Below are 24,234 nucleotides of genomic sequence, written 5' to 3'. Positions count from 1 at the left end.
GACTTATCCGTTGGCTGAAGCTTTTGGTGCAGGGTCGTAGCGGAACCGGTTGTGGATGCGCCGATCGCGGGGGTCGGGATGGGGAATGGCGGAGAGCAGCGCGCGGGTATAGTCGTGCGCCGGATTGTTGACGACCTGGTCGGTCTCGCCCGCCTCGACAATCTTGCCGCGGTACATGACGGCGACCCGATCGCACATGTAGCGGATGACCGACATGTCGTGAGAGATGAAGACATAGGAGAGGCCGAGCTCGTCCTGCAGCTTCATCATCAGGTCCAGCATCTGCGAGCGCAGGGAGACGTCGAGCGCAGACGTCGCCTCGTCGGCGACAATCAGTCTCGGCTTCACCGCGATCGCGCGGGCAATACCGATGCGCTGGCGCTGGCCACCGGAAAAGGCGTGCGGGTAACGCTCTCGCCAGGCCGGTTCGAGGCCGACCTGCTGCATGAGCTCGGCGATGCGGTCCTCCAGCTCCCCGCCTTTCATGCCGGCGAGTTTCAAGGGTTCGGCAATGATCTGGCCAACGGTCTTGCGCGGGCTGAGCGAGCCGACCGGATCCTGAAAGATCATGCGGATATCGCGACGGACACCTTTCAGCGTCGTGTTGTTGCTCGTGCAAAGATCGACAGTGCTGCCGTCCGCACGACGGTAGTCCATGGCGCCGGACTGCGGATCGTAGATACGCAGCAGGCAGCGCCCCATCGTCGTCTTGCCGGAGCCGGATTCGCCGACGATCCCGAGCGTCTCGCCAGGACGGACGATCAGCGACACGTCGTCGACGGCCTTGAGGCCCGAAGGGAAGGTCAGCGAGAGGTTCCTCACCTCCAGCAGCGGCGGAGCGTCGGCCGGAATTTGCGGCCGTGACAGCCGGACTTCGGCCTTCTTCTCGAGTTTGACGACCGAGCCGATCAATCCGCGTGTATAGTCGTCCTGCGGTGCATGGAAGATCTGGTCGACGGACCCGCGCTCCATCACCTTGCCGCGATACATGACGAGGACTTCGTCGGCGATTTCGGCCACGACCCCCATGTCATGGGTGATGAACAGCACCGCCATGCCGTGGCTTTGCTGGAGCCGCTTGATGAGGTCGAGGATCTCGGCCTGGGTCGTCACGTCGAGCGCCGTCGTCGGTTCGTCGGCAATCAGAACCTGCGGATTGCAGGCAAGCGCCATGGCGATCATCACGCGCTGGCGCATCCCGCCCGAGAATTCGAACGTATAGCGATCGATGGCTGTCTCCGGTCGCGGGATTTCCACTTGGCGCAGCAGTTCGAGAACACGTTGACGCTGCTCATTGCCGCGGATGCCGAAATGGATGCGTAGCGCCTCGCCAATCTGCGTGCCAATGCGATGGACCGGCGAGAGCGAGCTCATCGGCTCCTGGAAGATCATGGCGATCTCCTTGCCACGCACGCTGCGGACCTCCCTGCCGCGCGGATCCAGCCTGGCGAGATCGACCGACGAGCCATCGGCGCGCGTCAGCACGATCGAGCCGCCGTCGATGCGGCCCGGCTTGTCGACGATCTGCAGGATCGAGCGTGCTGTGACGGACTTGCCAGAACCGGACTCGCCGACGACGCAGAGCGTCTTGCCGCGCTTCAGTTCGAAAGAGACGTCGTCGACCGCCTTGAAGAGACCCGTTCGCGTCGGAAAATAGGTCTTCAGGTTGTCGACCTTGAGAATCGTATCGTTGTTCTTGCTCATGACACCGACTCGTAGGGATCTGCGGCATCGCGGAGACCGTCGCCGAGGAAGTTAAGGGAAAGGACCGAGATGACGATTGCCGCGGCGGGCGTAAAGAGCAGCCAGGGCGCCTGGGCGACTGCACGAATGTTCTGCGCCTCCTGGAGAAGTACCCCCCAGGAGATAATTGGCGGCTGAAGGCCGACGCCGAGGAAGGACAAAGCCGTCTCTGCCAGGATCATTGACGGGATCGCCAGCGTCAGCGTCGCGATGATGTGGCTCATGAAGGATGGCACCAGATGGTGGAAGATGATGCCGATCTCACTCATGCCGTCGAGACGTGCGGCGATGACGAAGTCTTCGTTGCGAAGCGACAGGAACTTGCCGCGCACCTCGCGCGCCAGGCTCGTCCATCCGATCAAGGACACGATGAGCGTGATCACGAAATAGGTCCTGAGCGGGGGCCAGCCGACGGGAATGGCGGCAGCCAGCCCCATCCAAAGCGGGATCGTCGGAATGGAGCGCAGAAGCTCGATGAAGCGCTGGATGGCGATATCGGCCCAGCCGCCGAAGAAGCCCGAGATACCGCCGATCGTGACGCCGAGGATCAGGCTCATGAAGACGCCGACAAGACCGATCGAGAGCGAAATCTTGGCGCCATGGACAACGCGCGAGAAGATGTCGCGACCGAGGCGGTCGGCACCGAAAATATACAGGCTGTCACCAGGCATCGGATTGGTGAGCCCGAAGAGTTTGGTCTGCATCGGGATGAAGCCGAGCAAATGATAGGGCTGCTGTGCCGGGACCAAGAAGCCCACAGGGACAGGCTTGGCTGGGTCCGGCGTGAATTCGCGCCGCATGGACTGCGTATTCAGCGTCATCTTCAGCTGATTGACATGCGGACGGAACGAGCCGTCCAGTAGAAGCGAGATGCCCTGCGGCGGCGCATAGGTGAAGCGCGCATTGGTGGCGTTCGGATCGAACGGGGCGATGAAATCTGCAAAGGCCGCGACCAGATACATGAACACGATCACCACAAGGCTCACGAGCGCGATCTTGTGTTTCTTGAATTTCAGCCAGAAGAGCTGCCACTGGCCGGCAACGGCAATATCCTTGCCGCGCAGATCGAACGATGGGCCGGTTTCCGGCGGGAGATGAGTAATGTCTGTCATTGGAACCGGATCCGCGGGTCAGTGATGGCGAGCAGGATGTCGGAAATCAGCGTGCCGATGATGGTGAGCACGGAAATCAACAGGATGAGTGAACCGGCGAGGTACATGTCCTGGGCAAGCAACGCGCGCAGCAGCAGCGGCCCCGTGGTCGGCAGGCTCATGACGACCGAAACAATGATCTCGCCCGAGATGACGGCGGGGAGGATCCAGCCGAGCGTAGAGATCAACGGGTTGAGCGCCAGACGCACCGGATAGCGGATCAGCAGTTCGAACTCCGACATACCCTTGGCGCGGGCGGTCGTCACGTAGGGTTTGGAAAGCTCATCCAGCAGATTGGCGCGCATGATGCGGACAAGAGCGGCGAGCGAACCGAGGCCGATGACGATGACCGGCAACCAGACATGCTGGGCGAAATCGGCAAGCTTGCCGAAGCTCCAGGGTGCATCGATATAGGCCGGAGAAAACAGCCCGCCGACGCTCTGGCCGAAATAGGCGGACATCACATACATCGCCGACAATGCCATCAGGAAATCCGGCACGGCGAGAAAGAAGAATGCCAGGAAAGTCGCCGAATAGTCCGAGATCGAATACTGACGTACGGCGGACAGGATGCCGATCGGGATGGCGATCGCCCAGACGAAGCAAAGCGTCAGAAACGACAGCAGCAGCGAGAAGCCGAGGCGGCTCCAGATGAGTTCGGTGACCGGCTTGCCCAGTTCGAAGGAGATACCGAAATCGCCGTGCATGATGATGCCTGCGATCCACTTGTAGTACTGGAAGTACATCGGCTGATCCAGACCGTAGCGTTCGCGCATCGCAGCGACGGTGCCCTCCTCGACGGCGCCGCCCTGGCTCGCCCAGTCGGCCATGAGCGTCGTGAGGTAGTCGCCGGGCGGGAGCTGGATGATGATGAAGGCGATGATGGAGACGGCAAACAGTGTCGGGATCGCGAACACCAGCCGCTTGGCGATATAACGGAGCATGATTTCTGACCGTTCGATGGGATCGAAGGGGCGGCCGGCGGGGAACATATCCCCACCGGCCCGGGAAGAGCCTCAGTTGGCCTTGTCGAAATACCACTGGCTCAGTGTCGGAGCCGGATGCCAGAGGTTGCCGGTGATCGGAATGCCGCTGACGACGTTCTTCAGGTTCTTCGACACCATCATGTATTTCGGCATGGGGCGAGAAATCCCGATGTTGAGGAAGTTGTCGGCCGAGAGATTGAGGAATTCCTTCATCTTCTCGCGGCGGTCGTCATCGGTAACGGCAGCGTTGACCTTGTCGTAGGAAGCCATCAGAGCCTTGATGTCGGCCGGAGGCTCCTCACCCGTCGCGTGGTTCGAATACCACTCGCTCCACTTCATCGCGAAGAAGATGTCGGCCTTCTGGAACGGCATGTAGCAACGCGGATCGGTATAGACTTCCGACAGGCCGCCGACGCAGTTCCAGATATAGGCATCCTGTTCGTTTGCCGCCCACATGGTGTTCAGCCGGGCGCGGTCGGTCGTGCGCAGCTGGATGTCGATCCCGACGTCCTTGGCGTACTTCTGCACCATCTGCATGACGTCGGGATAAGAGAGACCGAACACGTCGGCCACCATGAAGTTGATGGTGAAGCGCTTGCCGCTGTCGTCGAGGCGGAACCCTTCGGCGTCTTTCTTCGGCATGATCTTGTCGAGCATCTCGTTGGACGCCTTCGGATCGAACTCGGTATATTGAGTGGCCTCACGCTCGTTGAAGAGCTCGTGCTCGGGCTGGGTCGCCACCTGCGCCGGGGCGCCCTGACCGACATAGACGAGATCGATGATCTCCTGGCGGTTGATCGCGTGGCTGAGCGCGACGCGGAAATCCTTGTTCTGGAAGAGCTTCCGCTTGATCTCGTCCGTCGAGTTGAGGTTCAGGAGGAGGACGGCGTCGTTCGCCGGAAGATCCTTCACGTCGACGAAGCGATAGTTGCCGGTCTCCTGACCGTCAAAGAGGACGGACTTGAAGGTGGCGTTGTTGATGTGGCGGAAGGCGAAGTCGAATTCGCCGGATGTCATCTTCAGCGCCATCAGCTGCGGATCATCGAGCTTCGCCCAGGTGACACCGTCGATGTAAGGCAGCTGGTTGCCGTCGGGATCAACCTTCCAATAGTAGGGATTGCGCGTCGCGACCACGCGTTCGCTGTCGGCATAAGGCACCGTCAGGACCCACGGGTTCATGGTCGGCAGATCGAGGTTCTGCCAATAGGGCGGCTGAAACGTGAGCGAGATTTTCGAATTGAACAGCGCAACCCAGTCGCCAGCGGCCGGATTGGCCTTCAACAGGGCGGGAATGCCATCCTTGTTGTACTTCTCATGGAACTGGCTGAGATAGTGTTTCGGATAGATGACCGGCAGGTGGCCCTGGCCGTAAGCCAGCTGCTGAAGGAAAAGGCCATAGGGCGACTCGAACTTGAACTCGACGGTCAAATCATCGATCTTGCGCACCTTGACCGGTTTGCCGGCGACCGTGAATGTCGGGTTCTTCGCGGGAGACAGTGCTGCGTTCATGAATACGTCTTCGTACCAGAACATGATGTCGTCAGCCGTGAAGGGCTGGCCATCGCTCCACTTCAGGCCCTTGCGAAGCTTGAACGTATAGGTGGTTGCGTCGTCGGACGCGGTGAATTCTTCCGCCAGCGACGGAACGACCTTCTTCCAGGCGGGATCCCAGCGCACGAGAAGCTCGTTTGCTATCGTGCGGGTCAGGTTGTACTGGTCGCCGTTGGCAAGAATTGTCGTGCGCAGCGTGCCGCCATATTTCCCGATACCATCGACCATCGTCTCGACGAAGGGATGCTCGGGTAGTCGATCAGCGACCGCAGGTAGTTTTCCGGCTTTCACCTGCTCGTCGAGCATTGGCGCCTGCTTGAAATCTGCTGCCCAGACCGGAGCCAGCGACCCCAAGAGTGCGGCACTCAAAAGCCCCGTCGACACGACGAGGCCACGCAGCTTTTGCTGGTAACCCATATTTTTCTCCTCCTGATTGCCGGCCCTCTCCGCCGGATTTCCGCGCCTGAACCGAACGTCATGGCGCCAGGCTCGTGCTGCACGAAAACTTTCAGATCGTACATTATTTGTCAATCTGAGTGTACGAAATAAATTGTTTCGCTCTTGGCAAGAGCACGAAAGGTGCATTAAAAGTGGATCATGAGCACAATAGCCCGCATGCAAAAGCCGGTCCTGGATAGGGACGAACTGACGGAAGACGGTGGCGCCTCGATTTACGAGCGTCTTCGGGACGACATCATTCACGGCCGCATGAAAGCCAACGAGCGGTTGAAAGTTGCCGAGCTCGCAAGCCGCATGGGCACATCGACAAACCCGGTGCGCGAAGCGTTGCAGCAGCTGCGGGGCGAAGGTTTTGTGATCATGACGCCGAATCGAGGCGCGCGTGTGCGCCCGATCGATGAGGAGTTCGTCCGCGATATCTGCGAGATCGAGGTTCTGATCGAACCAGCCCTGACGCGGTGGTTCGTCGGCATCGTCACCAAGACCGAGATCGAAGAACTGGAGCGTATTCAGACGGAGATCGAAACGCTTAAATTCGGCGACGAGATGAAGCATTCCAATCTCGACCTGCAGTTCCACCGGCTGATGTACGACAGGCACTACAATCGCCACGCCGTGGACCTGTGGGTGCGCCACCGCCAGATCCTCTGGGCGATCAGCCGCCGTTTCCCAACCTCGCTCAGCCGTCAGTCGAACGTTGTCGATGAACACCGTGAACTGATCGCGTGCATCAAGGCTCAGGACGCGGAGGGCGCCGCGCAGGCGATAGCCAAGCACGTCGGCGGATCGGGGCATCATATTATCGAGCATATGCGCCTTTCCCGCCACGGCGGCACTGCGCGCGCCTAACACGATGATCGAGCGATTGGGCGATCATTAACGGAAGCACTCCGATCACGGCTGTTGCCCCGAACCTGCCCTGCCGTTTCCAACGCACCGCCCTTCTGAGCAGTGGCTCGCAAATCGCTTGCACTTATTCTTGACTATTCATTCCAGAATACCTATATCGCTCGTTATGGCGAGATCAAAAGAATTCGACAGGGAGCAGGCACTGGACGCCGCCATCGACGTGTTTCGAGACCACGGATTCGAAGGCACATCGACCGGTATGCTTGTGAAATCGATGCGGATCGGGCGGCAGAGCCTCTACGATACGTTCGGAGACAAGTGGCAGCTCTATCAGTCGGCTGTCGAGCGGTATTCGACGGCAGAGACCAATGCTCATATCGAAACCCTTCGCCGCGAAGCTGAAGCGGTGGAGGGCATCAGACGGATGATCGACCGCGTCGTTGAAGAAGCGGGAGTGGCCTGCCTCGGCGTCGGTTCGATCTGCGAGTTCGGTCAGACGCGCGCTGAGCTCGTGGCCGTGCACAAGGTTGCCGACCGTCGCCTCAAGGACGCCATGCGCCATCGCATCGCCGAGGCGCAGGCAGCTGGCGATATTTTGGCAAGCCTGCCTGCGACTGAAGCGGCCGATTTTCTGGTCGCCAGTTTCGCAGGTATCCGGATCGCCGCGCGCGGCGGCGCGGACCGTGCACATCTCGAATCCCTGGGCCGGCTTGCCTTGCGCGCCATCACCTAGACCGCCTAGCGCAAAATTTTTTGGACATTTTTGGAATGATCAGTCAAGAAAAGACAACGTCATGAGAGCGATAGTGATGAATGGTGTGGGTGGCCCCGACATGATGGAGGCCGTCGACCGTCCGCAGCCCGCGGCTGGGCTCGGTCAGGTCGTGGTCGAGGTCGCGGCTTCAGGTGTGAACTTCATGGATATCGGCGTGCGGCAGGGAATGGCCTCGACCAACTGGCCCAATCCGAAAATCCTCGGGGTCGAGGGGGCGGGCCGCATCGGTCATCCGTCTTACAAGCGGCCTAGGCGTAGATGTCGTCTACGACGGCTCCGGGCCGGAGACGTTTCAAGGATCACTCGCCTCCCTTCGCCGTTCCGGCACGTTCTGTTGGTATGGGCCGGTGCTCGGCGGGCCGGGACCGCTCGACATCATGAGCCTTCCGAAGAGTATCAAGCTCGGCTATGCCACTTTCTTCGATCACATCCACACACCCGAGCTGCTCCGTGCTCGAAGCCGACAGCTCTTCGACTGGATCGCCGACGGCTCACTGAAGGTGACCATTGGCGGCATCTATCCACTTGCCGACGCCGCAAAGGCCCATGCGGATATGGAGAGCCGCGCCACCACGGGCAAGCTCCTGCTCATCCCCTGACAAAGACGCCACTGAAAAGGAATAGACCATGAACGGTTCAATGACGGGACACGGGAAGACGGCGCTCGTCTTCGGAGGATCGCGCGGGATTGGCGCCGCTATTGCCAGACGACTGGCCGAGGATGGTTTCCACGTCGCACTGACCTACGTGTCCCGACCGGACAAGGCGGACGATGTGGTGGCGGCAATCGAAGCGGAGGGCGGCAAGGCGCTCGCAATCCGGGCCGACAGCGCCGATCCTGCCGAGATCCGGGCCGCGGTGAGGCGGACGGTCGAACTTTTCGGTCCACTCGACGTCGCCGTCGTCAATGCCGGCGTTCTTCGGATGGCGACGCTGGATGCAGTCGACATTCAAGATCTCGACCTATCGCTAAACGTGAACGTCCGTGGCGTCTTTCTCGCGATCCAGGCTGCGGCGGGCGACATGAAGGATAGCGGCCGGATCATCACGATCGGAAGCAACACCGCGATCAGGACCGGCTCGGCCGGCGGCAGTGTCTATGCCATGACCAAAGCTGCCGTCGCAGCAATGGTGAAGGGTATTGCACTCGATCTTGCGCCGCGTCGGATCACCGTGAACAACATCCAGCCCGGTCCCACGAAAACAGACATGACCGCCGACATGATTTCGGGACTGACCGAGATCATTCCCCTGAGGCGGGTTGGACGGCCGGAAGAGATCGCCGCGCTCGCCTCCTATCTCGCCAGTCCCAGCGCCAGTTACATGACCGGAGCAAGCCTCACGATCGATGGCGGCTACGTCCTCTGATCGCCTCGTCAAACTGCGCGAGGCCGCCCCCCGATCAGCGGACGGCTGCCATTTCCACGCGCCCTACCGCGCCGATATTGGCCAGGAAGGTTTCGTCATGGCTGGCGACCAGGAGCGCCCCGTCATAGGCAGCAAGTCCCGCCTCGATCGCCTCGATCGAGGCGATGTCCAGGTGATTGGTGGGCTCGTCGAGGATCAGCAGGGCGGGAGGCTGCGTTCCACCGAGCACGCAAGCGAGCGCCGCCCTCAGCATCTGCCCTCCGCTGAGCGTGCCCGCCCGCTGTAGAGCGGCATCGGCACGGAAGAGAAAAGTCGCAAGCGTCGCGCGACACGCATTTTCCGTCGCCTGCGGGTTGAGCCGCATGAAATTGTCGAGGATCGTTGCATCGGGATCGAGAATGCCGACGCTCTGGTCCAGCATGGCGAACGGCACATTGACGGAGACAGTCCCCCGCAATGGCAACAATTCGCCGGCAATAAGCTTCAAGAGGGTCGTCTTGCCCGAACCATTCTGACCGGCAACGGCAACACGCTCCGGGCCGACGATCGAAAAAGACATGTCCCGAATGATCGGATGCTCGGGCTCATATCCCGCCGATACGTTTTCGACGGCGAGGACCGTTCGCCCTCCGGCAAGCCCCGTCGGCGGCAGGCTGACGGAAAGCTGCCGCAGGGTTTCGACGCGGGACCTGGCGGACGCCACGGCGTCAAGGGCCTCCTCCCGCTGACGCTCGGCGATCTTGACCCCCTGCCCCTTGCTCGCTTCGGCCTTGCTCTTCCTCAATCCCAGAAGAATGCGCGGCATATCACCCCGTGCGCCCTTGCGGGCGGCGGCCGCATCTCGCCTGTCCTTTCGCTCTGCCGCAAGCTGAGCCTTCCGATTGACCTCGGCAACCGACTTCTGCGCGTGTGCCAGATCCTGTTGAGCCGCTTCCAGTTCCGTTGCTTTGATCGCCCGGTAGGTGGTCCAGTTGCCGCCGTAGCGGCGAGCCCCAAGCGTGCTCATTTCGACGACCGCGTCCATGTGGTCCAGAAGCTCGCGATCATGGCTGACGACGATTGCGCCACTGCGCCAGCCGGCAAGAAGATCGATCACGGCCTGTCTTCCATTGCGGTCGAGATTGTTCGTCGGCTCGTCGAGCAACAGGAAATCCGGCTCGCGGAAGATTGCGGCAGCAAGGCCAGCCCGCGTCCGCTGGCCGCCGGAAAGCGAGGTCAATGCGGTCTCTGGACGAGCGTTGAGACCGACCTGAGACAGCGCCACCACGATCCGTTCCTCGACCGTCCAGTCCGCCTCGGCAAGCTCCTCGACGCTTGCCCGGCCGGTTTCGGCCCGGCGCAGTACCGAAAGCGCGCCCGCCACCCCGAAAAGGTCGGCGACGGTCTCACCCGCGCCGATCTGCACGGCTTGCCTTGCCGTGGCAAGACTGCCGCTGACAGAGACAGAACCAGCGGAAGGCTGCAATTCGCCCGCAACGATCTTCAACAGCGTGGTTTTGCCCACGCCGTTCCTGCCAACAAGACCAGCGCGTTCCTCCGTGAAGGTCAGGTCGAGACCGGAAAAGACGCTCTGGCCGTCTGCCTTTGACCAGGCGAGCCCTGCGACAGTGATGGACGGCATGACGGAACCCTATTGAAATCTTCAAAACAGCACGATATCGTGCCGTTTACCAAAGATCGACACGCAGCGCAACCGGACTGCATGGATTGCGACATCCAACCTCGGTGGACCAGGACATTGGAAGCAGAAAGACGTCGCTCCGGCGGAAGGCCAGGCAAGGACGAGACGGACGCGATGAACATGCGCCTGCTCGACGGCGCGCGGACTGCATTCGCCCGCGGCGGTTTTGCGAATACGTCGCTGGAGGAGATCGCGGCCGGTCTCGGCATGTCCAAGCACACGATCTATCGCCGCTATCCGAACAAGGCGGCTCTGCTCGAAGCCGTCGTTTGCCGGGATCTCGGTCGATTTCGCAGCGTCCTTTCAGATGCAGCGGCGCAGAGGACGCAGCCACTCGAAGCCTTGCACAGCGTCGCACTCAGCTACTTCTCTTTCGGCACGGACCGGGACTATGCCGCCTTCTATCTGTCCGTCAGCGCCGAAGCGGCCGTCTCGCCGTCCGTCCGCGACAAGCTCGGCCTTTGGACAGTCGCAGCACTGGAGCCGATGACGGAAGCCATCGTTTCAGCCCAGGCAGCGCACGCCCTTCGGCCGGGCGATCCCACGTCGATCTGCAACATCCTGGTCGATCTCCTCGAAGGCGCGAACAACCGCGTGCGGCTTGGCCCTGCCGATGCAACAGACGAGGGGGTCTCCCGCGGGCTGTTCGAGGAGCGCTGGGATGTCTTTATCGCAGCGATGGCTTCTCGGCGGGGAAGGCCGGCCGCAAAGTGAGCGGCCGGCCGTGCCATGCGTGATCACGTCCCGGTCGGCCCGCATCGGTCACCGCGTCGCGGCCAGGACCCCCGCCAACGGCGACGGCTCCCGCGAGGCAACGTCATAGACGCAGGGTGCGGCGAACACGGCCGCTCCGAGGATGCAGAGGATCATCATTCGCATAGGATCTCCTTGGTTGAGGTCGAGCCCCGTTTTTCTCGTCGTCCGGACTTGTTGATTGCCGCCGAATGCCAATGCGTTGCAGCGGCAATCTCGTCCATCAGGCGATGACCAGATCGACGTGAATGTTGCCACGCGTGGCCTTCGAATAGGGGCAGGTCTGATGAGCGTCCTCCACAATCGAGCGCGCCAGGTCCGGTGCCACGCCGGGCAGATTGATCGTAAGGCGCGCCTGGAGGAAATAGGCGCCCGCCGCGGTCCCGAGATCGACTTCGGCATCAACCGAAAGATCCGGAGGCAGTTGCACCTTGCGCACCGCCGCGGCCTTGCCCATCGCTCCGATGAAGCAGGCCGACCATCCGGCTGCGAAAAGCTGCTCGGGATTGGTGCCGGGGCGATTGCTTCCGGGAGGCGAAAGCTTGATGTCGAGCTCACCGTCGGAACTGCGTGAAAATCCGTCGCGGCCGCCGGTTGTGCGGGTTTTGCCGGTATAGAGAACCTTGTCGATATTCGTCATCGCGAACACTCCCTTGTTACGTCGCTCCATGCGACATCCGTTGACGGAGTGTGGTTTGCCCGACTGACGTATACGGCATGTTTTCGAAATGGACGAAACTGTAACAAAACGTAGTTTTACGCGGGCCGGACATTTTGCCGTACAAAGATGCCTCAGCGAATGACGACTTCCGCCGCCAGACCTCCGCCGGCGCGATTGTAGAGCCTGATCGAGCCGCCCAGCGCCGCTGTCAACTGCTGCGCAATGGCAAGTCCGAGGCCCGACCCGCCGGTCTCCCGGTTTCGGGATTGCTCGAGCCGGTAGAAGGGCTGCATGGCTGCTTCCAGCTGCTCCTGCGGGATGCCCGGCCCACGGTCCAGCACCGTAATGACGACATCGCCCTCGCCCTTGCGCGCGACGCTTATCTCGGCGGCGCCGGCGAACTTGAGTGCGTTGTCGATGAGATTGGAGAGGATGCGGCGAAGCGCATGCGGCTTGGTGGAAGCCGTCCCCTGCACCAGGCCGACGATGGCCACTGATTTCCCCGTGTCCTGATAGTCGTAGGACAGGCTTTCGATGAAGGAGGCAATATCGATGCGGGAGAACTTTTCGCCGTTGCCGTGAGCGCTTCTTGCATAGGCAATCCCGTCCTGCACCAGCCGCTCGATTTCACCAAGGTCGTGGAGCAGCTTGTCTTTCTCGGGACTATCCTCGGCCATGTCGGCGCGCAGACGCATGCGGGTGATGGGAGTCTGGAGATCATGGGAGATCGCCGCCAGGATCTGAACGCGCTCTTCGAGGTAATGGGCGATCCTGTCACGCATCGCATTGAAGGCTCTGGCCGCATGCGAAACCTCGCTCGGCCCGGCATCGCTCATGATCGGCCCCTTGCTGCTCATGTCAAGCGCATCAGCCGCAGCCGCAAGGTCGCCCAGCGGACGGATCGCCTGCCGCACGGCAAACCATGCGCAAAGGACGAGAAGCAGCATCTGAACGAAAAAGACATAAGGAAGCCAGTGCGCAATCGGCATGACGCCGCGCGGCGTAATGTCGATCGTCAGCGGGCTTCCGTCACTCAAGGTCAAATGCGCCTGCAATCTGGCAATGTCGCCAGGTATCGCCTCGATGCGCAATGGAAAGCGATGACCGACCGCGTCTTCTATCATGCCGGCAATCTCCACGCCCCGGCTGGACGTGTCCGGAACGCCGGGCAGGCCCGGTCCGAGGATGAAGCGGTAGTTGCCGCGGCTGAGCCGATCGAGCAGACCCTCCCGGTCGCCTGCCGGCAGCCGGTCGAGAACCGCAATCGATGTCGCAATGTCGTTTTCCAGCGTGCCGAGCATGACGGCTTTGGCCGACATGTAGCGCTCCAGATAGAGGACACCGAAGGAAAGCCCGTAGGCGATTGCCAATCCTGCCCAAAGGATGAGGAAGATCCGCGCGCGCAGCGTCTGTGGCCACAGCCGGCCCGAACGAAGCAGACTTGTCGCATTCACGGGCGAAGCTCCGATATTTCAACGGGCATGGAGAAGACATAGCCCTCACTGCGGACCGTCTTGATGTAGGTCGGCTCGCGCGCATCGTCACCGAGCCGCTGGCGAACGCGGCTTACGAGTAGATCGATCGAGCGGTCGAAGAGGTCGGCATCGCGACCCTGCGTGAGGTTCAACAACTGGTCTCGATTGAGCACGCGCTGAGGATGATCGACGAAGACGCGCAGCAGTCGGTATTCGGCGCCGCTCAGGGCAATCGCAGTTCCCTGGCTGTCGATCAGGTGGCGCGCGACCGTGTCGAGTTGCCAGTCGCCGAAACTCAGCAATTGACCGGCTTCGCTGATCTGAAGATTGGGGGGCAGCATGCGTGTCCGTCGCAGCACCGCCTTGATGCGCGCCAAAAGTTCGCGCGCCGCAAAGGGCTTCGTCAAATAGTCGTCTGCCCCCATCTCAAGTCCGAGAACCCGGTCCAGCTCATCGTTACGGGCCGTCAGCATCAGGATCGGCGTTGCCTTGTGCTTGCCCGCCCTCAACTCCCGGCACAGGACCAACCCGTCATCTCCAGGCATCATGACATCGAGCACGATGAGATCGACGGCATTGCCCTCCAGGAAGCTCCGCATCTGGCGTCCGTCGGCTGCAACGGTCGTCCTCATGCCATTCTTCGTCAGATAGCTCGAGATCAGTTCACGGATTTCGCGGTCATCGTCGACAACAAGGATATGGTCGATGTGCTCCATTCAGGCTTCCGTTCCTGTGTTGAAAGGGTAACTTGGTCGGCCCTCTTCCTTAGACCCTGATCCGGCCGTCGCGAAGGGGCAAATCCACCTCGCAAACGTTTTCGTCACTGCAGCCGATCCACGTCCAGGATGGCTTGCGCGAAGGCCTCCGGCGCCTCCTGCGGCAGGTTGTGGCCAATCCCGCCGTTGATCGTGCGATGCTTGTATCGCCCGGAGAACTTGCCGGCGTAGGCGGAAGGCTCGGGATGCGGCGCTCCGTTTTTGTCGCCTTCCATCGTAATCGTCGGAATGGTGATCATCGGCCCCTTTGCCAGCCGTTCTTCGAAGGCATCGTACCGAGCCTCGCCGTCGACCAAACCCAGCCGCCAGCGGTAATTGTGGACGACGATATCGACGTGATCTGGGTTGTCGAATGCCGCGGCCGAACGGTCGAACGTGGAATCGTCGAAATCCCAGGTCGGCGATGCCGTTTGCCAGATGAGCTTTGCAAAGTCGCGGCGATTGGCCTCGTAGCCCAAGCGGCCACGTTCGGTGGCGAAATAGAACTGATACCACCAGGCCTGCTCGGCCTTTGGCGGCAGGGGCTTCCTGTTGGCCTCCTGGCTGCCGATCAGGTAACCGCTGACCGACACCATCGCCTTGCAGCGATCCGGCCACAGGGCGGCCATGATATTGACGGTGCGAGCACCCCAATCATAACCGGCGACGATCGCTTTCTCGATGCCCAATGCGTCCAGGAGGGCGATCATGTCGGCCGCAAGCGCCGACTGCTGGCCGTTTCGAGGCGTGTCCTTGGATAGAAAACTGGTCGTGCCGTAACCCCTCAGATAGGGGACGACCACGCGATAGCCGACAGCTGCAAGCAGCGGCGCCACATCGACGAAGCTGTAGATGTCATAGGGCCAGCCGTGCAACAGCAGAACCGCCGGACCGTTTGCCGGGCCTGACTCGGCATATCCGATATCAAGCACGCCAGCCTTGATCTGCTTGAGCGCTTCGAAGGAGATGCTTGACCGCGTCCTGATGGCCGTCCTCTGGGCCGTGGCCGGCTGCGGCGACTGCGCGCCGGCAGTCCCCGTCGTACCGAGTTCGACGGCCGCGACGGCCATGGCGGCGACGCCGAAGAAACGGCGGCGTTGGTGATTGATTTCCTCAGACATCTGTCTCTCCTGTCAAATGGATCATGATCGTAGGAAAACCTGCCGCATGTATCCCGGATGTGTCCTGAGCAGCCCGGATTTGAGTGACGATGTAGCTTCCAGCCATCTGGATACATTCCGATACAAAGACCCCGCCAGACGCGACCCTCCCTCGGTTGAACCGAGTTTCATGGGTTTCCCATCGGTTTCAGGCACTGTGTGTCGTCGGCAGCGATCCCAGCCCAATCCTACATTTCGGTACATTTGCCCTGGGAACCGGACACATCCCAGATACGTCATGCCGGCTAGATGCACCTCGCTTGCCGGCAATCGCCGTCCAGAGCCTTCTCAATCGCCTTCAAAGGAAACGATGATGACGCTTCTTATCATTGCCTATCTAGGGGGTGCACTGACGATCCTCAGCCCGTGCATCCTCCCCGTCCTCCCCTTCGTCTTCGCGCGCGCAGGTCAGCCGTTCGTCAGAAGCACACTGCCCATGCTCGCAGGCATGGCCGCCACCTTCACGGTTGTCGCCACGCTCGCCGCAGTTGGCGGCAGTTGGGCCATCCGCGCCAACGAGTATGGGCGCATTTTTGCGATCGTCCTGCTTGCGCTGCTTGGACTGAGCCTTCTTGTCCCGCGCGTAGCAAGCCTGCTCGCGCAACCGAGCGTATCCGTCGGCAACAATCTTCTCAACGCAACGGGCGATCCACGCAACGCGCCCACCGTAAAGAGCTCGCTTGTTCTCGGCATCGCCACCGGCCTGCTCTGGGCGCCCTGCGCCGGCCCGATCCTCGGCCTGGTTCTGACAGGTGCCGCTCTGCAGGGTGCCAATCTGCAAACGACGTTCCTGCTTGTTGCCTTTGCCGCCGGCGCTGCGACCTCGCTTGCCGTCGCCTTGCTTGTCGGAGCAAAGGTCCTCACGCGCATGAAGGGGTTCATGGGCGCCAGCGAGCGTGTCCGGCAGGTTCTCGGCGCGGCGGTTCTGGCGGGCGTCGCCGTCATCGCGCTCGGCCTCGATACCGGCCTGCTGGCACGGTTCTCCTATGCAAGCACCACGTCCTTCGAACAGGCCGTGCTGGATAGATTCCAGGCAAAGCCTGCGGCTGCATCGTCCGAGGTCGCCAGCAACAACGGGATCGTCGCTGTTGATGCGAAGCTGCCGTTCCGCAGCGACCTTCCGGTGGAAGGCCGTGCGCCTTCGCTCGACGGAGCAGTCGAGTGGCTGAACTCTGCACCGCTCACCACCGAAAAGCTCCGCGGGAAAGTGGTGCTCATCGATTTCTGGACCTATTCATGCATCAACTGCATCCGAACCACTCCCTACGTTCGCGCCTGGTCTGAAAAATACAAAGATCAGGGGCTTGTGGTAATCGGCGTGCACGCCCCGGAGTTCGCCTTCGAAAAAAAGATCGACAATGTCAGGCAAGCAGTCGCCGAGTTCAAGATCGGCTATCCGGTCGCGATCGACAACGACTACCGCATCTGGCGGGCGTTCGACAACAGCTACTGGCCAGCCCACTACCTCATCGATGCCGAGGGACAGATCCGCTACCACCATTTTGGCGAGGGCAACTATCAACAGACCGAGCAGGCAATCCAGGATCTTCTACGCGAGGCGGGCAGCAAGATGCCCGCAACAACCGCCCCGACTATCCCGGATGCGAAGGGTGTGGAGGCAAGTCCGGATCTCGGCAGCATCCGATCCGGGGAAACCTATCTCGGCTATCAGCAAGCGTCCAATTTCGTATCTCCCGAAGGACTGACGGCAGATGCCGCGCGCAACTATTCGATCCCCAGTCTCAGCCTCAATGAATGGGGGTTGTCAGGCAGGTGGATCGTCGGTCCTGAACAGGCCACGCTTGATCAGCCAGGCGGCGGCATCACCTACCGTTTCAGTGCCCGCGACCTGCATCTCGTTCTCGGCCCCGGCAGCAACGGCAAGCCGATCCGCTTTCAGGTGACGATCGACGGCAAGGCGCCTGGAGCAGATCACGGTTCCGACATCGACCCCGGTGGAAACGGCGCGGTGACCACCACCAGGCTCTACCAGCTTGTGCGGCAGTCGAAGGATGTCGCCGAGCGCAACTTCGAAATCCGGTTCCTAGACCCCGGCGTGCAAGCCTACGCCTTCACATTCGGCTGAGCTTCCACCCGGCGCCATTCCGATCTTCAACTTTAACCGCAGGGACTAACCACATGACTAGAAGCCACTTATCTACTTTTGCAGTCGCCCTGCTCACCACCGTGATTGCGTTCTCGGTCAAAGCAGCAGAGGTCAAGAACGTCGTGATCGTCCGCGGCGCTCTGGCCGACGGCTCGGGCTGGCGCAAAACGAGCGACCTCCTCGAGAAGCGTGGATTCCACGTCACAATTGTTCAGGAACCCATCACGTCTCTTGCCGATGACGTGGCGGCGACAAACCGCGTTCTGGATCTGCAGGAAGGACCAACCCTTCTGGTTGGCCACAGCTATGGCGGCGTCGTGATTACCGCAGCCGGCAACAGGCCCGACGTCGCTGGCCTGGTATATGTCGCGGCGTTTCAACCCGACAGGGGTGAAAGCCTACTCGATCTCGCCAGCTCCAAGCCGGCGGCCGGCATGAATATCAGGGAGACCAAGGACGGCAAGTATCTCTACCTTGACCCGAGTGCCTTTGCGGTTGATTTCGCCGCCGACCTTTCAAAGGAGGATACGGACTTCCTTGCGAAATCGCAGGTCTTCGCCGCAAAGGAGGCGTTCTCCGCCAAGATCGCCAATCCCGCATGGAGAAACAAGAAAAGCTGGTCGATCGTTGCCACTCAGGATCGCTCCATCAATCCCGACCTGGAGCGGGACATGGCGCGGCGGGCCGGAAGCGATGTGACGGAAATCAAGGCCAGTCACGCGGTCTTTGCTTCTCAGCCGGCAGGCGTTGCCGAGGTGATCGAAAAGGCGGCCAGGAGTGGAGGCCAGTAGGTCTCCGATCAGCGGTGCACGCAACTGCGTGCACCGCTGGGGGCTGCGGCGGCGTTGCACCCCTGCCCCTCGGTCATTCGATTTCCTGAGTGATCACACATGATGGCTGGCGAGCGCCAGGCCGAGGCCGATGAGGATGAAGCCGCAGGTCTTCGGCAATACGGATCCTGCGCCCTGGTCTCACGGCCTTCCGCATCCTTGCGTCCCGGCGTTTCTTTCGGCGAAGAGCCGGTCGTGGATCGAACATTCGCTGGGCCTGGCTCCGGCGGCATTTTCCTGGACATCCGGCTTGTTGTGGGGGACGCTCGGCTGGGCCGGTTTCCTTCCCGAATCGCCGGTGTGCTGTCGTTCACCGTTATCGTCCTGACCGGGCTGGTATGCGGCACGGTTCCGTCCCTTTCGGCCTTTCCGCCGGGTCTCGTCGGATCGAATGTCGCCACGGTGCCACCAATTGCAGTGCGCTGCATCACGATCGACAGCGATATTTCGGGCCCGTTCCTCTTCCTTCTCACCTCCCTCGTGGGCATCAACTTCTATTATTGCCGCACTACCTACGGGATGTTGCGCGAGACGATCAGCTTGCGATTGGAAAATGAAAGCCTGGTTGACCACCTTGAGCAGGAGCGCGATCGCGCACAGATGGCGGAGCGCGCGAAGACCCGCTTCCTTGCCGCTGCCAGCCATGATCTGCGCCAGCCCATTCATGCTTGAGCCTGCTCATATCCACCCTCTCCATACTGGGGCAGCGCGGCGACGTCTCCTCCGGCAGCGCTCGCGACTTGGCGACCAGAGCGAAATCGGTGGTCGGCAACCTCAGCGGCCTCCTGAATGCCTTGCTCGACATTTCCCGTCTCGATGCGGGCGTAGTCACAGTCGCGAGGGAGCCGGTGGCCCTGCGTGAGCTTTTTTGCGATCTTCACACCGAATTCGCTGCCGAGGCAAAACAGCGCGGCCTCGACTGGCGCGTCGTCGTCCCCGATCTCACTGTCGAAACCGACCCCATGCTGCTCCGGCGGATCCTCAACAACCTGCTGTCAAATTCCTTCCGGTACACGAAGGAAGGCGCTGTCCTGCTCGGTTGCCGCAGGCGTGGCAACCTCGTCGAAATTCAGGTCTGTGACACCGGCAGCGGCATTCCATCAGATCAGCAGGCGATGGTCTTCGAGGAGTTTGTGCAGCTAGAGAAGCCTGCGCGGGATCGAACCCAGGGTTTGGGCCTCGGCCTTGCTATCGTTCGCCGCACCGCAGAGCTGCTGGAGCACCCGTTGAGACTGGTCTCCACGCCCGGTCGCGGCTCGACGTTCGGAGGCGCCCAACTTGACGGCGGGCGCTGCAACGGCCGGCCATTCGATCGGCATTATGGTGGTTGAGGACGAAAGGGACGTCCTCGACGCGATGACGCAGTTGCTCGCTTTGGATGGACACAGGGTCTATGCAGGGCAAACCGCCGCCGAGGTGCAAGAGATCTATTCGAGCCACCTTCGGGAAGGTGAACTGGCGGGCAAGCCTTCGGTCGACCTCATCATTACCGACTACCGTCTCGGTAGCGGCGTTACGGGTCTGGAGGCGATCCGGTGTCTTTGCGCCCATATCGGGCGGGCAGTTCCAGCCATCGTCGTCACCGGGGATACATCGCCGTCCCGGCTGAAGGAGGTGACCGCTAGCGGCGTTCTGATCCTGCACAAGCCGATCACCGGAGACGAAATCCGGGATGCCATCTTGAACGCCCGCGCGATCGACGAGGCATCGTTCGACAACCGCCTGTCCGCCGTGGACTAACCGCTACACGAGAGCTGTGTTCGTGGCATCTTGCTATCCGACCAGGAAGGAGTGGTCTCCCCACCCGCCTGGGATAGGGAGACTGTCGTCGTTAGCCAAACAAGGTCTTGCCGCCGCTGGGGGCGTTTTTATCCCTATTTGGTGTCGTCCCCGTGTTGCGACTGGGGCCCTTGGCCATCTCGATCTCGGTATGAGCCGTTGCGACGGCCTGCCTCTCGCTCGGGTTGGGCGAGATGGCGGCAACGGCAGTGCCTGCGAGGGTAAGCGATGCCGCCAGGGCGAGAATGATCTTCATGGCTCTATCCTTGGTTCCAACAATAGGCCCCGCGGTGGAGCCCGCCGCCCTTGCATTGGCAAGAGGGAACCGTCGGCCTAGATCGATCATCGACCCAATGACATACGACAGGTGTCGTATGTCGATCCGGCCGGCGTTGAAAACCACTGCACGTGGTTAGTAAACCCTGATGCCGTCACACCTGAACGGGACCTTCGATGGATGAGCTGAAAATGTGCCAAACCTAAAAACTGAGGTGTTCGCGCGCTTGACAAAATATCCGCGCCTGTATTTTATGCAGGCCTGCGGATTAGGCAATTCGCAATCACATGACTTCGATAGTCGCCGGGCAGTTTCGCCTCATGACGTCCCCATCCACGATGGGACAGCGTCGTGGGGTTTTTCGTTTTTAGGTGTCACATGGACCATGCACTGAAGATCGGTATTCTATTCTCGACCTCAGGACCTTATGCCTCCATGGGTCGCGACGCGCGTGACGGCGCGGAATTTGCGCTCGGGGAAATCGCAGCGGCAAGCGGACAGTCGATCGAGCCGGTCTTTTTCGATCCGCACGCGGATCTGCCCGCCTATCTCGAAGGCGCACGCCACCTGTTGCGCTCGGGTTGTCGGCACATCGTCGGTACGATCACGTCGGCTGCCCGCAAGGAGGTCATTCCTCTCGTTGAAAAACATGACGGATTGCTCTGGTACATGTGCCCCTATGAGGGCTTCGAGGCCAATGAGAACGTCATCTATGTCGGCGGCTGCCCGAACCAGCATCTCATCCCGCTCTTCGACCACCTGATTCCCCGTTTCGGCGCCCGCCCCTATCTGGTCGGTGCCAATTACGTCTGGGGTTGGGAAATGAACCGGCTCGCGCGCGAACTTGTCAACAATGCGGGCGGCGAAGTACTCGGCGAGCGGTATCTGCCGCTCGAAGAGACGGCTGTCGATCGTATCGTCGCGGATATCGAACAGCGTCGTCCGAGCTTCATCCTGAACAATCTGATCGGGCCTTCGAGCTACGCCTTCCTGGAAGCGATCAAGAAGCTTGGCGAGCGTGACCCCGCCTTCCGCGCAGAACACTGCCCGGTGGTCAGCTGCGACCTGATGGAATGCGAGCTCGACGATATCGCCGCCGGCGCGGCTCTCGGGCAGCTGTGCGCCGCCTCCTACTTCGACAATCTCGACACAGCGGACAATCATGCTTTCAAGGCTCGCGTCGCCTCCCGATTTGGCAGGGACCGGCGCGTATCCAGCGTTTTCGCCGGCGCCTACACAGCTGCAAAGCTTTGCGCCGATGCAGTCGCAGCCGCCGAAGACGACGATCCGGTTGCGGTGCGCCAGACGCTCTACAGCTCGGGCTGGCCGACGCTGTTTGGTCCCTTGTCTATCGATCGCGAAACCAATCACGCGGCATTGCCGTTCCATCTCGGCCGGATCAACTCTGAAAACGGCTTCGATGTCGTCACTTCCCGTCCTCCGCTTGCCGCAGATCCCTATCTGACAGGGCGCAACAAGCCGGCCTCGCCGAGACTGCGGGTCGTATCATGAGAGAGACCCCTAATTTCACCGGCTGGCACGCGACGGTCATCCACCGCGACGACGGCAACACCGAGAAACTGATCCGCCAGCTTCGCCTCCTCGGGGTGCGCGCAAGGCTGCAGTGGGCACCGCTTTCGGCAGCCGACCTGCCCGACCTTGTGATCGTCGATGCCGACCAGGGCTTCGACGATCTTCTGCCTTGGCGTGGCACATTGCCGGCCTGCCCGGTCGTCGCCGTGCTCGGATCCGAAGCGCCGGGGCGCATCGCCTGGGCACTGGATCAGGGCGCGGGCGCAATTATTGCCAAGCCGATTGCCACCTCCGCGGTCTATCCCGCACTGGTCATGGCGGTCTCGATCCATCGGGAGCGGAAGACCGCGGCCGAACGATTGACGTTTCTAGAGGAGCGCGTGCGGCTCCGCCCGCTCGTTCACGCGGCCGTGGACAAGCTGATGAATGTTCACGGCGTCAACGAGGAGCGCGCCTATGCGATCCTTCGCGATTGCGCCATGCGTCGCCGCCTCCCGATGGAGCAACTCGCGGCCTTCATTCTTGGCGGGGCCGAGCCTCTGCCGGAGGCAGGCTGATGCGCGTTCTGAAAGCTATGCTGCGCCAGCCCACGGCCTTGTTCGGGCTTTCCGTCGTGATCCTCGTTGTCGTTCTGGCAATCGCCGCGCCGTGGATAGCTCCCTTCAATCCCGACGAACAGATGTTCGATGGGCTTTCCCTTGAGGGGGCTCCCCTGCCACCGGGCGGTGCGTTCCTGCTTGGAACGGATACGCTCGGCCGCGACCTCCTGTCCCGTCTGCTGTTCGGTGCGCGTACGTCGCTCGTCATCGGCCTGGTGGCGAACGGCATCGCCGTTACAATCGGCCTGTTCATCGGGATCGTGGCCGGCTACCTGCGCGGTATCGCCAGCAGCGCGCTGATGCGCTTCACGGATCTGATGATGGCGTTTCCGGCACTTCTGCTTGCCATCGTCCTTGCGGCACTGTTGAAGCCCAGCCTTTGGATCGTGGCCATGGTGATCGCGCTCGTCAACTGGGTGCAGGTCGCCCGCATCGTCTACACCGAAACGCGCGGTCTCTCGGAGCGAGATTTCATCATGGCCGAACGCTCTTTGGGTGCCGGACATCTGCGTGTGCTTTTCCTGCATATCCTGCCGCATCTGATCCCGACCGCGATCGTCTGGGGCACGCTTGGAATCGCAACCACGGTTCTTCTGGAGGCAACGCTCTCCTTTCTGGGCATCGGCGTCCAGCCGCCGCAGCCGTCCTGGGGCAATATCATCTTCGAAAGCCAGAGCTACTTTCAGGCAGCTCCGTGGCTTGTTTTCTTCCCCGGCGCCATCATCCTCCTGACAGCCCTTTCGTTCAATCTGGTCGGTGATGCGCTGCGCGACATTCTTGATCCAACGCAGCGAGGAAGAGGCTGATGTTTCTCGTTCTCCGCCGCCTCGTTCAGGCTGCCCTCATCTTGCTCGGTGTTGCGGCCATTACCTTCATACTGCTCTATGCGCTGCCGGCCGATCCGGCCCGCATGATCGCCGGGCGCAGCGCCACGGCGCAGACGGTCGCCAATATCCGCCATGAACTCGGCCTCGACCAGCCGCTTCTGGTGCAGTTCTGGGCATATCTACACAATCTGCTCTCCGGCAATCTCGGCCGTTCCTATGCACAGAAGACAGACGTCTGGACCCTGATCGTCGCGCGCCTTCCAGCCACCCTGATACTGATGCTCGCGGGCATCCTCGTCGAGGTGGTGCTTGGCCTCACTCTGGGCACGATTGCGGCCGTGCGCCGCGGGGGTCCGGTGGATCGTGTCGTCATGATGGCGTCCTTTGTGGGTGTCTCCGCCCCGCAGTTCGTCGTTGCGCTCCTACTGCTTTACGTGTTTGCCGTCACGCTCGGTTGGTTTCCGATGAGCGGTTACGGCACGCTTGCCCACGTTGTGCTGCCAGCAACCACCCTCGGTGTCCTTGGCGCCGGCTGGTATGCGCGCATGGTGCGATCGGCGATGATCGATGTCCTCAATCAGGACTATGTCCGCACCGCCCGCGCCAAGGGCCTCTCGTCAACACGCATCATTTTCCGCCACGCCCTGCCCAACGCCATCCTTCCCATCATCGCGATGATCGGCATCGATATCGGCCAGTTCATGGGCGGTGTCGTCGTCGTTGAGGCCGTCTACGGATGGCCCGGCATCGGCCAGCTTGCCTGGCAGGCGATCCAGCAGGTCGACATCCCGATCATCATGGGCGTCACGCTGGTGTCAGCGCTCGCCATCGTCATCGGCAATTTGGCTGCAGACCTGATCGCACCGCTTATCGATCCGCGCATCCGTACACATTGACAGCAACCACAGAAGGGGA

23 protein-coding genes and 1 pseudogene are annotated in these 24,234 nt (G+C 61.3%); 14 read left to right on the top strand and 10 right to left on the bottom strand.

Annotated features, from left to right (window positions below; translation table 11 throughout):
• Positions 1 to 3: 3 nt before the first annotated feature.
• The 4 genes from AC1D2R_RS06640 to AC1D2R_RS06625 all read right to left on the bottom strand — a co-directional run bounded on the left by AC1D2R_RS06640 (position 4) and on the right by AC1D2R_RS06625 (position 5,848).
• Positions 4 to 1,704 (bottom strand): ABC transporter ATP-binding protein, encoded by a 1,701-nt coding sequence (locus AC1D2R_RS06640; RefSeq protein WP_477965983.1) that lies wholly within the window; start codon positions 1,702 to 1,704, stop codon positions 4 to 6.
• On the bottom strand, positions 1,701 to 2,855 hold the full coding sequence (locus tag AC1D2R_RS06635; RefSeq protein WP_477965981.1) for an ABC transporter permease subunit: 1,155 nt from the start codon (positions 2,853 to 2,855) through the stop codon (positions 1,701 to 1,703). The genes AC1D2R_RS06640 and AC1D2R_RS06635 overlap by 4 nt, the downstream gene beginning before the upstream one ends.
• The gene (locus tag AC1D2R_RS06630) at positions 2,852 to 3,838 is read right to left on the bottom strand and encodes an ABC transporter permease (protein WP_477965979.1); all 987 of its coding nucleotides are present in this window, start codon (positions 3,836 to 3,838) and stop codon (positions 2,852 to 2,854) included. The genes AC1D2R_RS06635 and AC1D2R_RS06630 overlap by 4 nt, the downstream gene beginning before the upstream one ends.
• A 72-nt stretch (positions 3,839 to 3,910) precedes the next feature.
• A complete protein-coding gene (locus AC1D2R_RS06625; protein WP_477965977.1) occupies positions 3,911 to 5,848 on the bottom strand; it encodes an ABC transporter substrate-binding protein in 1,938 nt (645 codons plus the stop codon).
• 198 nt (positions 5,849 to 6,046) lie between these two features.
• Between AC1D2R_RS06625 and AC1D2R_RS06620 the strand changes: the two genes are divergently transcribed.
• From AC1D2R_RS06620 to AC1D2R_RS06605, 4 genes and pseudogenes are all read left to right on the top strand, one after another.
• Positions 6,047 to 6,739, top strand: a complete 693-nt coding sequence (locus tag AC1D2R_RS06620) for a GntR family transcriptional regulator (RefSeq protein WP_477966072.1) — start codon at positions 6,047 to 6,049, stop codon at positions 6,737 to 6,739.
• Between the two features lie 166 nt (positions 6,740 to 6,905).
• The gene (locus AC1D2R_RS06615; protein WP_477965975.1) at positions 6,906 to 7,472 is read left to right on the top strand and encodes a TetR/AcrR family transcriptional regulator; all 567 of its coding nucleotides are present in this window, start codon (positions 6,906 to 6,908) and stop codon (positions 7,470 to 7,472) included.
• A 61-nt stretch (positions 7,473 to 7,533) separates the two neighbouring features.
• Positions 7,534 to 8,113, top strand: a pseudogene (locus AC1D2R_RS06610) (zinc-binding dehydrogenase).
• 28 nt (positions 8,114 to 8,141) lie between these two features.
• On the top strand, positions 8,142 to 8,882 hold the full coding sequence (locus tag AC1D2R_RS06605) for a 3-oxoacyl-ACP reductase family protein (protein ID WP_477965973.1): 741 nt from the start codon (positions 8,142 to 8,144) through the stop codon (positions 8,880 to 8,882).
• Between the two features lie 34 nt (positions 8,883 to 8,916).
• Here AC1D2R_RS06605 and AC1D2R_RS06600 read toward each other — a convergent pair whose 3' ends face one another.
• On the bottom strand, positions 8,917 to 10,503 hold the full coding sequence (locus AC1D2R_RS06600) for an ABC-F family ATP-binding cassette domain-containing protein (RefSeq protein ID WP_477965971.1): 1,587 nt from the start codon (positions 10,501 to 10,503) through the stop codon (positions 8,917 to 8,919).
• Positions 10,504 to 10,677: 174 nt separating this feature from the next.
• Between AC1D2R_RS06600 and AC1D2R_RS06595 the strand changes: the two genes are divergently transcribed.
• Positions 10,678 to 11,277 (top strand): TetR/AcrR family transcriptional regulator, encoded by a 600-nt coding sequence (locus AC1D2R_RS06595; protein ID WP_477966070.1) that lies wholly within the window; start codon positions 10,678 to 10,680, stop codon positions 11,275 to 11,277.
• A gap of 262 nt (positions 11,278 to 11,539) precedes the next feature.
• Here the strand turns inward: AC1D2R_RS06595 and AC1D2R_RS06590 are convergent, their stop codons facing one another.
• The 4 genes from AC1D2R_RS06590 to AC1D2R_RS06575 all read right to left on the bottom strand — a co-directional run bounded on the left by AC1D2R_RS06590 (position 11,540) and on the right by AC1D2R_RS06575 (position 15,328).
• Positions 11,540 to 11,956, bottom strand: coding sequence for an organic hydroperoxide resistance protein (locus AC1D2R_RS06590; RefSeq protein ID WP_477965969.1), 417 nt, complete (start codon positions 11,954 to 11,956; stop codon positions 11,540 to 11,542).
• A 152-nt stretch (positions 11,957 to 12,108) separates the two neighbouring features.
• Positions 12,109 to 13,431 carry a sensor histidine kinase gene (locus AC1D2R_RS06585; RefSeq protein WP_477965967.1) on the bottom strand — a complete coding sequence of 441 codons (1,323 nt, stop codon included), beginning with the start codon at positions 13,429 to 13,431 and terminating at the stop codon, positions 12,109 to 12,111.
• Positions 13,428 to 14,168: a response regulator gene (locus AC1D2R_RS06580; protein WP_477965965.1), complete on the bottom strand. Its 741-nt coding sequence runs from the start codon at positions 14,166 to 14,168 to the stop codon at positions 13,428 to 13,430. Before AC1D2R_RS06580 ends, AC1D2R_RS06585 begins: the two co-directional genes overlap by 4 nt.
• A 104-nt stretch (positions 14,169 to 14,272) precedes the next feature.
• Positions 14,273 to 15,328: an alpha/beta fold hydrolase gene (locus AC1D2R_RS06575; RefSeq protein ID WP_477965963.1), complete on the bottom strand. Its 1,056-nt coding sequence runs from the start codon at positions 15,326 to 15,328 to the stop codon at positions 14,273 to 14,275.
• 352 nt (positions 15,329 to 15,680) lie between these two features.
• Between AC1D2R_RS06575 and AC1D2R_RS06570 the strand changes: the two genes are divergently transcribed.
• The 5 genes from AC1D2R_RS06570 (at position 15,681) to AC1D2R_RS06550 (ending at position 20,044) form a co-directional block, all read left to right on the top strand.
• Positions 15,681 to 17,453 (top strand): cytochrome c biogenesis protein DipZ, encoded by a 1,773-nt coding sequence (locus AC1D2R_RS06570; RefSeq protein WP_477965961.1) that lies wholly within the window; start codon positions 15,681 to 15,683, stop codon positions 17,451 to 17,453.
• A gap of 53 nt (positions 17,454 to 17,506) precedes the next feature.
• Positions 17,507 to 18,265, top strand: coding sequence for an alpha/beta fold hydrolase (locus AC1D2R_RS06565; protein WP_477965959.1), 759 nt, complete (start codon positions 17,507 to 17,509; stop codon positions 18,263 to 18,265).
• Between the two features lie 102 nt (positions 18,266 to 18,367).
• A complete protein-coding gene (locus AC1D2R_RS06560; protein WP_477965957.1) occupies positions 18,368 to 18,976 on the top strand; it encodes a hypothetical protein in 609 nt (202 codons plus the stop codon).
• Positions 18,973 to 19,635 (top strand): sensor histidine kinase, encoded by a 663-nt coding sequence (locus AC1D2R_RS06555; RefSeq protein WP_477965954.1) that lies wholly within the window; start codon positions 18,973 to 18,975, stop codon positions 19,633 to 19,635. Before AC1D2R_RS06560 ends, AC1D2R_RS06555 begins: the two co-directional genes overlap by 4 nt.
• On the top strand, positions 19,583 to 20,044 hold the full coding sequence (locus AC1D2R_RS06550) for a response regulator (protein WP_477965952.1): 462 nt from the start codon (positions 19,583 to 19,585) through the stop codon (positions 20,042 to 20,044). Before AC1D2R_RS06555 ends, AC1D2R_RS06550 begins: the two co-directional genes overlap by 53 nt.
• A gap of 91 nt (positions 20,045 to 20,135) precedes the next feature.
• Here AC1D2R_RS06550 and AC1D2R_RS06545 read toward each other — a convergent pair whose 3' ends face one another.
• Complete coding sequence (locus AC1D2R_RS06545; protein WP_477965950.1) at positions 20,136 to 20,339, bottom strand: hypothetical protein; 204 nt, start codon at positions 20,337 to 20,339, stop codon at positions 20,136 to 20,138.
• A 399-nt stretch (positions 20,340 to 20,738) separates the two neighbouring features.
• On the opposite strand from AC1D2R_RS06545, the gene AC1D2R_RS06540 reads away from it, so the two are divergent.
• From AC1D2R_RS06540 to AC1D2R_RS06525, 4 genes are read left to right on the top strand one after another with little or no spacing between them, the layout of a single operon-like run.
• A complete protein-coding gene (locus AC1D2R_RS06540) occupies positions 20,739 to 21,872 on the top strand; it encodes a transporter substrate-binding protein (RefSeq protein ID WP_477965948.1) in 1,134 nt (377 codons plus the stop codon).
• Complete coding sequence (locus AC1D2R_RS06535) at positions 21,869 to 22,450, top strand: ANTAR domain-containing response regulator (RefSeq protein ID WP_477965946.1); 582 nt, start codon at positions 21,869 to 21,871, stop codon at positions 22,448 to 22,450. The genes AC1D2R_RS06540 and AC1D2R_RS06535 overlap by 4 nt, the downstream gene beginning before the upstream one ends.
• Complete coding sequence (locus AC1D2R_RS06530; RefSeq protein ID WP_477965944.1) at positions 22,450 to 23,298, top strand: ABC transporter permease; 849 nt, start codon at positions 22,450 to 22,452, stop codon at positions 23,296 to 23,298. The genes AC1D2R_RS06535 and AC1D2R_RS06530 overlap by 1 nt, the downstream gene beginning before the upstream one ends.
• Complete coding sequence (locus AC1D2R_RS06525) at positions 23,295 to 24,215, top strand: ABC transporter permease (protein ID WP_477966068.1); 921 nt, start codon at positions 23,295 to 23,297, stop codon at positions 24,213 to 24,215. The genes AC1D2R_RS06530 and AC1D2R_RS06525 overlap by 4 nt, the downstream gene beginning before the upstream one ends.
• Positions 24,216 to 24,234 lie beyond the last annotated feature (19 nt).

Source organism: Rhizobium sp. P1_C7 (assembly GCF_056406295.1).
Note: the sequence above shows the minus strand (reverse complement) of the source record. Positions and strands in the feature narration are given on the sequence as shown.